At 43.9% G+C, this 12,439-nt stretch carries 6 protein-coding genes and 2 pseudogenes; 1 reads left to right on the top strand and 7 read right to left on the bottom strand.

Features of this window, described 5'->3' with window-relative positions; genetic code table 11:
* Positions 1-30: 30 nt before the first annotated feature.
* From MFLO_RS05360 to MFLO_RS05330, 7 genes and pseudogenes are all read right to left on the bottom strand, one after another.
* Positions 31-597 (bottom strand): DNA-3-methyladenine glycosylase I, encoded by a 567-nt coding sequence (locus tag MFLO_RS05360; protein ID WP_036096879.1) that lies wholly within the window; start codon positions 595-597, stop codon positions 31-33.
* Between the two features lie 21 nt (positions 598-618).
* Positions 619-852, bottom strand: coding sequence for a hypothetical protein (locus MFLO_RS05355; protein ID WP_036096877.1), 234 nt, complete (start codon positions 850-852; stop codon positions 619-621).
* Between the two features lie 107 nt (positions 853-959).
* Positions 960-3,659, bottom strand: a complete 2,700-nt coding sequence (acnA, locus tag MFLO_RS05350) for an aconitate hydratase AcnA (protein WP_036096876.1) — start codon at positions 3,657-3,659, stop codon at positions 960-962.
* A 156-nt stretch (positions 3,660-3,815) separates the two neighbouring features.
* Positions 3,816-4,233, bottom strand: a pseudogene (locus MFLO_RS05345) (general stress protein).
* Between the two features lie 14 nt (positions 4,234-4,247).
* Positions 4,248-7,436, bottom strand: a pseudogene (locus MFLO_RS15830) (DEAD/DEAH box helicase).
* Between the two features lie 66 nt (positions 7,437-7,502).
* Positions 7,503-10,568: an AAA family ATPase gene (locus MFLO_RS05335; RefSeq protein WP_036096874.1), complete on the bottom strand. Its 3,066-nt coding sequence runs from the start codon at positions 10,566-10,568 to the stop codon at positions 7,503-7,505.
* A gap of 2 nt (positions 10,569-10,570) precedes the next feature.
* The gene (locus MFLO_RS05330; protein ID WP_036096873.1) at positions 10,571-11,695 is read right to left on the bottom strand and encodes an exonuclease SbcCD subunit D; all 1,125 of its coding nucleotides are present in this window, start codon (positions 11,693-11,695) and stop codon (positions 10,571-10,573) included.
* A 98-nt stretch (positions 11,696-11,793) separates the two neighbouring features.
* Here MFLO_RS05330 and MFLO_RS05325 point away from each other — a divergent pair, with 98 nt between their 5' ends.
* Entirely contained in the window at positions 11,794-12,417 is a 624-nt protein-coding gene (locus MFLO_RS05325) for a lysophospholipid acyltransferase family protein (protein ID WP_036096871.1), read from the top strand.
* Positions 12,418-12,439 lie beyond the last annotated feature (22 nt).

Genomic DNA, 12,439 nt, shown 5'->3' with positions numbered 1-12,439 from the left:
AAAAGAGAAAATCCGCGGATTTTCTCTTTTTTATTTGGCCGTAGCGTGTAGCGGGCAAGAAAGGACATGATCATCCACAATTCCAATGGCCTGTAAGTAAGAATAAATAATGACTGGACCGACAAATTTGAACCCGCGTTTTTTCATATCACGGCTAATTGCCTCAGAAAGCTCGGTTTTTGCCGGCATTTCAGCATCTGATAGCAGTTCATGAATCACACGATTTCCTTCCGTAAAATGCCACATATAATTAGAAAAAGAGCCAAACTCCTGTTGCACTTTCAATACCGCTTGAGCATTATCGCGGACAGCTTTAATTTTTGCTCGATTGCGGATAATTTTTTCGTTGTTCCGCAGCTGTTCGAGGTCATCGTCTGTTAATGCGGCACAAAAATCAATATCAAAATCAGCAAATGCCTCTTGATAGTGAACACGTTTATTGATGATTGTCTGCCATGACAAACCCGCTTGTGCGCCCTCAAGATTTAACATCTCAAATAAGTAACGGTCATCATAACTCGGCACACACCATTCTTCATCGTGATACGCTTGCATCAATGGACTCGATTTCGCCCAGTTGCATCCTGCTTCTTCCATTTTCATCCTCCTCTTTTAAAGTTAATGAATTAAAATGTATTGTGTACTGATAAATGCTGCGATAAAAAACCCGGCCAATGAAAAAGCCATACGCTTATTACGCCATTCTGCTACACCGACGCCAAGGCTTATTGCAATAAACAGTAAAAAAATCCAGCGATTCAGTTCAAGTTTAATGCCACCGAACATGCACAAAACACCAATCAAAATTCCGCCGAATAAAGTCATAATCAAAAGTCCAGTCTTCTTTTCCATACCACAGTCTCTCTTTCTTTTTATTCTCTTTTTATTTTAGAACATTTGTTCTTGTTGTGCAACTAAAAACCGGCTACCCTAATCAACTAGGATAGCCGGTTTTTTTATCAGCGTAATTTCTCACGTAATACCATCGGCAAGATACCGCCATTGCGATAATAATCAATTTCCACTTCTGAATCAAAGCGAACCACAGCATCAAACGTCTTGAAACTGCCATCTTCAGCGGTCGCGGTTACTTTGACAAGACTTTTCGGTGCTACGTTTTCATCAACTGCAACAGAGATCGATTCACGACCTGATAATCCAAGGGTGTCAGCACTTTCGCCTGCTTGGAACTCAAGCGGTAAAACACCCATCATCACAAGGTTCGAGCGGTGAATCCGTTCGTAACTTTTTGCGATCACTGTTTTTATGCCAAGCAAGTTTGTCCCTTTCGCAGCCCAGTCACGCGATGAGCCCATTCCATAATCATCACCAGCAAGGATAACAAGTCCAGTTCCACTCGCCAAGTATTTTTGCGACGCATCATAGATGGACATCACTTCGCCGGTTGGGAAATACGTCGTGTATCCGCCTTCTGTTCCCTCAGCAATTTGATTTTTGATACGGATATTGGCAAAGGTGCCTCGCATCATCACATCATGATTACCGCGTCTTGATCCGTAGGAATTGAAATCGCGGATTGCAACGCCACGATCGCGCAAGAATTTTCCTGCAGGCGTATCTTTCCCGATCGCTCCAGCAGGCGAAATGTGGTCGGTTGTCACAGAGTCGCCGAATTTGCCAATGACACGCAAGCCGGAAAGAGGCTCCACTTGGCCGGATTCTTTCGACAAATGTTCAAAAAACGGTGGATTGGCAATATAGGTCGAATCTTCATCCCACTGATAAAGCGGTTCGTCTGTCGTATCAATCGCATTCCACTCCGCATTGTCGTCAAAGACATGGGCATATTGTTCACGGAATAGCTCAGGCGTCACGGTTTCTTGTACGAGCGCCTTCACTTCTTCTGAGCTTGGCCAGATATCTTTTAAGTAATAGTCTTTACCATCTGTTCCTCGACCAATTGGCTCATCATTTAAGTCAATATTCGTTGTGCCTGCAAGTGCATAGGCCACAACAAGCGGAGGTGATGCTAAGAAGTTGGCTTTTACAAGCGCATGAATTCGACCTTCGAAGTTACGGTTACCGCTTAAAACGGCTGAAACGAGCAGGTCATTATCAATAATCGCCTGTTCAATTTCTTCTTTTAGCGGACCTGAATTTCCGATACAAGTCGTACAGCCGTAGCCGACAAGGTCAAAACCTAGTTTGTCTAGGTATGGCAAGAGCCCTGCTTTTTCAAGGTAGCCGGTTACCACTTTCGATCCTGGTGCAAGTGAAGTCTTCACGTACTTAGGCACTTCAAGCCCGAGCTCCACCGCGCGTTTTGCGACAAGACCTGCAGAAAGCATCACATAAGGATTGGATGTATTCGTACAGCTTGTAATAGCTGCAATAGCAACGGCTCCCGTTTTCATGACAGATTCATCGCCGTTTCCATAAACCACTTTGGCTTCTTTTTCAAATTCTGCTTCTGTCAGCCCAAACCCTTGATTACCGGCTGGGTTTGTAACCGATGCTACAAATGTTTCCTTCATTTTCGACAGCGGAATCAAATCTTGCGGACGCTTTGGACCCGATAAATTTGCTTCAATTTCACTGAGATTAATTTCAACAATATCCGTATATTCAGGCTCTTCTTCTGTAAAGAACATTTGATTTTCTTTCAAATACGTTTCGACAAGAGCAATCTGCGCTTCGCTTCGACCGGTAAGACGCATGTAGCTGAGCGATTCTTCATCGACAGGGAAAAAGCCGCAGGTTGCGCCGTATTCTGGAGCCATATTCGCCACAGTTGCACGATCAGCAAGCGGAAGTGTGGAAACGCCAGGCCCGTAAAATTCAACAAACTTACCAACGACTTTTTTCTCCCGCAGAACTTGTGTTACTTTTAAGGCAAAGTCGGTTGCAGTAGCCCCGTTTGGCAGTTCTCCAACGAGTTTAACCCCGATTACTTCTGGAATTTGGAAATACGACGGCTGACCAAGCATCCCAGCTTCTGCTTCAATGCCGCCAACGCCCCATCCAAGCACACCAATACCGTTAATCATTGTCGTATGGCTATCCGTCCCAACTAAACTGTCAGGAAAAGCAACCGTTTCTCCGTCAATTTCATTTGCAATCACAACACTTGCTAAGTATTCAAGGTTGACTTGGTGAACAATCCCCGTTGCGGGCGGAACGGCACGATATTTATCAAAGGCTTTTTGTGCCCAGTTTAAGAACTGGTAACGCTCCATGTTGCGCTTAAATTCAAGTTCCATGTTGATTTTAAGCGCTTCTGGGTTCGCATAGCTATCCACTTGAACAGAATGATCGACAACTAAATCAACAGGAATTTCCGGATTGATTTTCTCTGGATCGCCGCCCATATCTTCCATGGCTTTTCGAAGCGATGCAAGGTCAACTACTGCCGGAACACCTGTAAAATCCTGCAAGATAACTCGAGCTGGTTTAAACGGTACATCTCCGTTATTCTCCACTGGATATTTTGACCAACTTGCTAAGTGTTCAACATGTTCATCTGTAATCACTCGTCCATCGCTTTGCCTGAGAACTGATTCCAGCAAAACTCGAATCGAATAAGGTAAACGGCTGATTTTAACATCTTTGTGCGCTTCTAACGCGTTTAAATTGTAATAGTGAATTGGTTTTCCATCCAGTTCAAAAACTGCTTTTGCTTGTTCTTTCCATTTCGTCATCTTCGTTTCCTCCTTCATTGGAACGACTCTCTTTTCTTATTGTACTGGAATTTAAGTGATAAGTAAATTAAGATAATCTTTATAAAATCAATAATTTTTTCTTATGTATAAAATGACAAAAAAAAGCCGGCATCAACTGCGCCGGCTTTCGACCAATTAACGTGCAAGAATCAAAATTTTTCCTGCATCAAGCTCGGTAATAAACTGTTTGATTTGTTCTTCTGTAAGATCAAAATCTTCCAAGAGACGGCTGACTGATTTATCATCAGTCCGTGAAAACCATTTGGCAAACGGGCCTGCTGCATAAAGCGATCCATCTTGTGGATTATAGACTTGAGGAATCACGAGCCCTCCGCTTAAGGATTGCAAAATGCCAGAGATCACTCCGAAAGCATCCTCATTAACTGGCCGTTCGATTTCCGTATCCGTTTTTTCAGCAACTTCACGGCTGATTTTTTTTATGTCGAGCAAGTACTGATAAATCTTCTTTTGTATAGCCTTCCTGCACTAGCTGTTCAATTTTCTGTGCAGCTTCTTTTTCGCTTGCCACTGTAAAAGCTTCCCATTTCTTCATACCCATTCCTCCTCTTAGTTTAGTTCAAGTAGTGTTTTTATTTCTTCAGTTGAAAGCTGATGTAGCATTTGTTCTCCTGGCTTAATCAACTGATCGACTAGCGCTTGCTTTGTTTTTTTGCAGTTCAAAAATCTTTTCTTCAATCGTACCTTTTGTAATCAGTCGAATGACTTGTACAACTTTTTTTCTGCCCAATGCGATGTGCTCTGCTTGCAGCTTGTGCTTCAACGGCTGGATTCCACCATAAATCAAATAAAATAACCGTATCCGCACCCGTCAAATTAAGTCCGGTTCCGCCTGCTTTAAGCGAAATCAAGAATAATTCCTTTTCACCGTTGTTAAAAGCAGTAGCCATTTCTGTTCGCGCCTTTGCTGACGTTTTTCCATCCAGATAGAAAAAGTCATAGTCGGTTTCTAGTTTTTTCGCAATAATGTTAAGCATGGATGTAAACTGTGAAAAAATCAAAATCCGCTGTCCATTTTCACGCGCTGCTTCAATCGTATCAATTAATTGATTCAACTTACCTGATTCCCCGTGATAGTTTGAATCAAACATGTGCGGGTCACAGCAAATTTGCCTGAGCCGTGTGAGGCCGGCTAGGAGTTTGATATGCTCCTCTCCCCGCCCATAAGTTCCGCCAGAAATATCTTGCTGAATGCGTTCCAAATAAGCGAGATACAGGCTTTTCTGTTCGGTTGTCAGTTCAGAAAAGAGATTCGTTTCTAGCTTATCCGGTAGCTCCTTCACAACATCTTGTTTCAAACGGCGCAATAGGAAAGGTCGAATCATTTCAGCTATTTTTTCATGTTTCAGTTCTTTAAACTTGCGAAGCGAAGGGAAAAAGCCAGGCATGATCGTTTGAAAAACTGTCCACAGTTCTTCGATTGAGTTCTCAAGCGGCGTTCCGCTAAGTGCAAAACGCGTTCGTGCATGAATGGCACGAACAGCTTGCGAAGCTTTTGTCGCATAGTTTTTAACAGTCTGCGATTCATCGAGAATAACGGTATGGAATGTTTTTCCGCTAAATGCCTCATAATCTTGGCGCAGCGTCGGATAGGAAATTAAATAGACTTGATTTCCTTCTATTGCTGCAATTTGCTCATCGCGAACATCTTTTGTGCCTTGAATAATTGTAACTGGAATTTCTCTGGCAAACGCTTCAAACTCATTCAGCCAGTTATATAGCAGCGAGGCTGGCGTAACGATTAATATCGGCTCAAGCTCCGCGTGTTCTTCAAGCTCCGAAGCAAGGTAGGTGATAGTTTGAATCGTTTTTCCAAGCCCCATGTCATCCGCTAAAATTCCGCCAAGCTGGTATCTCGATAACGACTTGAGCCACTCAAAGCCCGTTACCTGATAGTCACGCAGTGTTGCCGTAAGTGCTTTTGGAAGCTCATAATGAATCGTTCCACTTTTTTCAATGGTCTCTAAAAGTCCGAGGTAATTCTTGCTAAATTGTTCATGGAGTTTGGTATCTTCCGAAAGCGTTTCATACAATTGAATTCCTCGGTAAACCGGAACTTGCACAGTTTGCTGAATCGCATTGCGGCGTAAATCCAGCCATTCGAGCATTTGCGCGATTTCTTGATAAGATTCATCTTCAAGGGATAAAAAACGACCATTTTTCAGTCTGTGGAAGCTTTTCTTTTCCTTTAATGAAAGCAAAACATCACGAATTTCCGCTTCCGGAATACCCATAAAATCAAACGAAATTGATAGAAGTCCGCCTTGATCCGGCAGATCAAACGATGCCGCTGCTTCAGCTTGCTGTTCGATCATCTGCTTTAGTTCTGGTGCCATATGAACCGTAAGCAGTTCTTCAAGCTTCGGCAAAATTCGATAATAAAATTGATACAATTTTGGATCATCCGCTTCAAGTACCATTCGATCTGCCGAAAATACGATCGGGGCATTTTCAATTGCATTCATGATCGCACTTTCCCGTTCAATATCGCGCATAACAATTTTGCCGTCCGACTTTTTAAGTTCCGTCGTTTGAAAAGGATCAAACACTTGGTCGCCGTATCTGTATTCTAGTTTCAGCTGATGCTTATCCTCTTCAAATGGTGTGATCCACAGTTCAGCAAGAAGCGCTTCGCGATCAATTCGATTTTCAATCGTTTCATCAATCTCAACTTGCCCGCTTTTTTGCAGAGTCGGCAAAACATAGGATACCATCTCGCTAAGCTGACTTTCCGAAAACTGAATGACATTGCCATTTGCAGTCGCTTGAAAATCACGTAGCGGGGCAAGGGAGTCCCAATTTTCCCCACTTAAAAAATGTATCGTGCCATCCAAAAATACCGCGCGATAAAGCTCCAAAAAAACAGCTTGCTGCAACGTTTCAAATTCAATTTGATACTTTCCCGCAGCCGTTTCGCCGAACTGATAGCTGAAATCAAGCGCCCCGTCCACAGCACGAAATGACGGATATTGCAGCGCAAGTTCATTTTTCGCTGTATAAAGCTGAAAAATGGCGCCGTTATCACTAAGCTCTTCCAGCAGTGAACGCGCACGATCCGGCGGAATAAGCAACCGCTTGTCCTCCCGGTAGCTTTTCGCAAACGAATCGAGTTCAGTATCATAGAGCTTTGCAGCTTCAAAAATCGTACGTAATTGGTTTAAAAGGGTAAGGTCCGTTTCAGTGAATTGATGTTCACTTGGATCATAACTAAAATGAGCGGTAAACTCATAAATTTGCTGTTCATGAACCGCCGAAAGAAAGGCACCGATCTGCTTCACAACATAGGTGCGTTCAGGGCCAACCTTCAGCTCAAGTGCTAATCGATTCGTCCGGCCTTCCGGAACGAGCTTAACCAAATAATCGATGCGCAGTATTTTCCTGTCTATCCCATTATTCTCTTCAAAATTACGGCTAGCACTAGACTTGAACAAAGCTAAAAGAGCAAGCGATTCTTGTTCTAAAATTCGTTCCTTTAAACTTTGTTTTTTTTTCTTCCTGTCGAAGTTCTTCTTCCTTTAGAAAAGCAGCATAAATATGCTTACAGACACGCTCACCATATTCATGTGCTCGGCAAGTACAATCATAGAGATCTTCTCCAAGTTTTACCGCTTCTTCGCCATCTTCAAAATGAAAAGTTGTTCCGCGCTTTTCAAGCTGTTGCTCGCGAAGCAGCTGTTTAGCATCTTGCTTAACATGATAGGAAATCATTTCATCCTGAATATTAACGCTCTGGCTCAAAACTTCACTCCCCATCTTGAAATTCATTTAACACTCCATTTTAGCATAAATCCACATAATTGAAAGTTAATTAAGTCCGACGAACCGAGTTTTGCTTCCATCACTCGAAGCCGTCACTTCAAGACGAGCTGAAATTCGTTCTTTCAGTTCCGGAACATGCGAAATAATCCCGACAAGCCGACCATTTTCCTGCGTTTCGATCAAACATTCAATCGCCATTTCAAGCGACTCCGGATCAAGCGTTCCGAATCCTTCATCAATGAACATCGTATCAAGTGAGATGCCGCCCGCCATTTCCTGCACAACTTCAGCAAGAGCTAGCGCTAGGGCGAGCGATGTCTTAAAGCTTTCACCACCGGAAAGCGTCTTGACGTGACGCGAAACTCCTGTATATTCATCAAACACTTCAAGCTCTAGCCCACTTTGCACATTGCCCTTCGCCCGTTCGCGTTTGCGCTTAAGTTCAAAGCGGCCGCTTGTCATCTTAAGAAGCCTTGTATTCGCCCGAGCAATGATCGTATCAAGAAAAGTGGCGAGCACGTAACGTTCAAACGTAATCCGAAGTTCATTTTTTCCGTGAGCCGTGTCCGCTAAAAGGCCAATATCCGCATAATCACCAGAAATCTCCTCAAACCGCACGCGTGTCTTTTCAAACGCTCTTTTCAGTTCCGCCGTACGCCGTTTTTCCTCACGCTTAAGAGCAAGCTCCTGCTCTCGCTCCGCTTGAAGCTGTTTTGCCGCTTCAAAAGCCGAGTTCAGAAGCGCCATATCAGGCTTTTCGATATGTTCAAGTTTTTCTGAAAGCTGCTTTTGCCGTTCTTTTGCTAGGAGAAAATCTTGTTCAAAGCGGCGGATTCGTGCTTCCAGTTCCTCTTGCTCTGTTTCACTTAAAAGCGCCGCCATAAACACGTCGCGGCTTGGGAAGCCGCGCACGCCAAGTTCAGCCTCAAATTTTTGCAGCCCTACTTCGCGCTCCTCCAAAAGTTCGGCCGCGCGCTGTTCGCGATTTTTCCGTTCAGCTAGGAGCGCCGCCACTTGTTCCTTTTGTTCATTCAAGCGGTCATTCGTTTCCTTTTCGCGTCTTAAGAACTGATCCAGTGCAGTTTGAATCTTATCTTTCGTTGCTAGAAACTCATCCTTTTTGCGCAGTTTTTCAGGCACCGCTCGTTCCAATATCCCAATCTCCGTTTCAAGTCCAAACAGCTCACGTTCCGCTTGTTCCTTTTCGATTTGTAGATACGACATCCGCTCAGTAAGCTTATCTTTCTGCTGCTTTTTCATCTCTTGATTTTTCGCTAGTTCTTCCTTTTGCGCAAGTTGCGCTTCATACTCTGCAAGCTTCACGTTTTGCTTTTGTAGTTGCAGATTGAGCTCATCAACATGCTTCTTCTGCTCCTCAACGAGCTGTATATCCAGTTCTGGCCATTGCTCGATTTGCCAAACAAGCTGCCGTTCCTTTTCATCTCGAATTTTTCGTTCCTGCTTGATGCGCTCAAGCTCGCTTTCTAGCCCTTCAAGCGCCTCTTGATTACCATCTCCGTGAAAAACGGCTAACTGAGGATGTTCCGTTGAGCCGCAAACCGGACAAGCCGCACCCTCCTTAAGCTCACGAGCCAAAATTGCCGCTTGCTCGCGCGTTTCCTCCGCAAGAGCCGCATCAAGCTTTTCTTGTTGTTCCGTTTCCAACCGCACGATTTCAGCAAGCTCCGTCTGCAGTACTTTTCGTTCCGCATCCCAAGTCTTAAGTTTCTGAAGCCGCTTCAAATTCTCCTTCAGCTCAGCCACTTCACGTTCAAGCTTGTTTATTTCAGTAAGCAGCTGATAACGTGCTCCTTCTAACGCAGATAAAGATTCCAGCTGACGCGTATAAAGTTCTGTTTCCTGATTCACGTGCTCAAAATTCTGTTCAAGCCGTACAAAATCAGCCGTGACCGACGCTACCTTATTTCGAAGCACTTCCTGCCCCGTTTGTTTTTCTGTAAGCTGTACAAGTTTCGGCTCGATTTCTTCCAGTTGAAATAAGTTATGGCGCCATTTTTCCACACGATCCGCCATTTCGCTAAGCTCTTTTTGCTCCTTCAAAAGCTGCTCGCGCTCGCTTTCCGCTCGCTCCAAATCCTGCGTCATCCGCTGCGCTTCCTTGCGTTCCGCTTCTTTCTTTGCCGCAAGTTCCGCGAGGCGCACATCCATCACCCGAAGCGGTTCTGCCTTACGTGCTTTTTTTAGACGAGTAGAAAGATCAGCCACAGCTTTGCTCTCGCCTTCCAGTCGTTCGACTTGCGAATTAATCTCCTCAAAACTTTGAAAATCCGCCAGAATCTGCTCAGCGCGCGCCGTCTCCTGCGCGCGCAAATGTGCTTCTTCCTGCGCCGTTTCGAGCAATTTTTCTGCCGCCGAATATTCCTTCTCATGCTCTTTTTCCCGCTGAATAAACCGGTTCTGCTGTTCATCGAGCGTTTCACTACCACGTTCGCCAAAAGCCGCTTCTAAAATTTTATCAAGCTCGGCTTCCTCATTTTTTGCTTTCAGCTCGAGCTCCTTTTGCTTTTCAATTAAGCGATCTTCCACCCTTTTATAAAAATACGTATGCGCGAGCCGCTGCAAAATCTGCTCTTTTTTCTTGCTGTCTGAGACGAGCAGCTCGCGAAACTCGCCTTGCGGAATCATTAAAATCTGCCGAAACTGATCAACCGACAGCTGAATAATCTCCTTCATTTGCGCCTCTACTTCTTGAACCGAACTTGCCAAAAGCTTCATTTCTTCATTTTCCGCCAGTTCATATAACTCAACCTTATGACCAATCGAACGCATTCCCGTTCCGCGAGCTTTTGGCACCTCTTGTTTCGGATTGCGTTTTATAAAATAAATTTTATTCCGAATCTTAAAAGTCAATTCAACTGAAGTGAGCTGATCCGCTTCCGCAAAATCACTTCGAAGTGTGGAGCTGTCACGATCAGACAAATTTGCCGAACCGAATAAAGCAAAACTGATCGCATCAAAAATTGTCGACTTCCCTGCCCCAGTCTTGCCCGAGATCACAAAAATCCGTTCATGTCCGAGCTTGGTAAAATCAATTTCTTCCCGTTCCTTGTAAGCCAAAAAAGCCGTCATTGTCAATTTAAGCGGACGCATCGCTACTCACCTTCCTTTCTGACCTCATCAAACACATCTTTCATCAAAGCTTGCTGTTTCCGAGACAACTTCGTACCGTTTGCATGTTCAAAAAACTGACCGAACAAATCAATATCGTCTTTTTTCATTAACTCTTCAAAGCGATCCTTATTTTGTTCCTTGATTTCCTGCTTCGTACGTTCGAGCTGCAAAATATTCGGATAAAATCGTCTCAGTTTCCCAATCGGATCAATCAAAGCGCCCTTATCTTCCAAGCGAATATTCAAATAGTCTTCCGGCGCATCTAAAATATGTGTAGATAACTCCTCCAGAGTCCCACTAACGATGCGCATATCTTTTTGCGGCTTAAGTGGAACCTCGCGAACATCCAGGAGCTTATTTTTTTCAAAAGTGACAATCCGAACACTTTTTTGATCGCTGCTTTCCGAGAAGGAATATTTGAGCGGCGATCCGCTGTAATGAATCGTCGGATGATGAATCGCGTGAGGATGGTGCAAATGACCAAGCGCCACATAATTAAAGCCGTGAAACGCATCTGTTGAGACGCGGTCAACATTTCCAACGGATAGCTGACGTTCGGAATCGCTTGGAAGCCCGCCTGCGACAAAAGCATGGCCGACTAAAATTTGGGCTTTATCGGGATGGTGAATCGAGCGGATTTGACTCGTTAAGTACTGCATGGCGTCCTCATAGCTACGGATACTCTCATCTCCGGAAAGTTCGCGCACAAGGGCAGGCTCATGAAATGGGACAAGCCAGATTTCAGCATCAAGAAACGCAACCGGGCTGCTAGGGAGACTTAGTTTTCCTGCCATAAAAAGGTGGGTATGTTTGTACCAAGCTGCACCAAAATTTAGACGTTCTGCACTATCATGATTGCCGCCGATCGCAAAAATTGGCAATCCAAGCTCAACATTCCACTGGTAGAGCGTGTCATTTAAAAGAGTGACTGCGCTTGTCGGTGGAACTGAACGGTCATAAAGGTCCCCTGCAATAATGATCGCATCGACTTGTTCCGCTTCAATAATTCGAGTGATTTCCTTCAAGATATAACGCTGATCATCGAGCATCGAAACACCGGAAACGATCTTGCCAAGATGAAGGTCAGCTGTATGTAAAAATTTCATGATATCCTCTTTTCTCTCTATTTAATTTATTTTTGGTGCAAAATCGCTCCCGATTGAGTATACTTAGTATGAACTTAGCTTTTTAGGGAGTGAAAATGTTGTTTTATCGATTTGCTAAAACTGTCGTCCACTTCATTTTAATCATTATCGGCGGACGATTTCAAGTACAAAACAAAGAAAAGATTATTGAAGCTCCATATGTCGTAGTTTCAACACATACGTCGTGGATCGAAATTATTTATTTGGCCTTTGCGGTCTATCCGACATCGGTTCATTACATGGCAAAGCAAGAATTATTTAAAGGCAAATTTCTCAATTGGCTGATGACACACCTCAATGCTTTTCCAGTAAACCGTGAAAATCCGGGTCCAAGTGCTATTAAAGCGCCCATTCGTTTGCTTAAGCAAGGTAAAGTCGTTGGAATTTTCCCAAGCGGAACACGAAAACAAACGAACTTGCATCTTAAACGAGGCGCTGTGACAATTGCTTACAAAGGAAAAGTTCCGATGCTTCCGGCGGTCTACGATGGACCGAAAACGTTCGGCGAGCTGATTAAGCGCAAACCGATTATCATTCGTTTTGGTGATGCAGTACAAGTACATGATAGTGATTTAGAACAAAAAGAGGTGCTTGAACAAAAGTCAAATGAGCTGATGGAAACCTTTGAAAAGCTACAAGCTGAAATTGATGCAGCAAAAAAACGAAAAGAAAAAATAAGGTGAATAAATCTGCCGGCTATCTGTT

It is taken from the genome of Listeria floridensis FSL S10-1187, assembly GCF_000525875.1.
GTDB classification, from domain to species: Bacteria; Bacillota; Bacilli; order Lactobacillales; family Listeriaceae; genus Listeria; species Listeria floridensis.
This window is presented reverse-complemented; position numbering and strand designations above follow the sequence as displayed.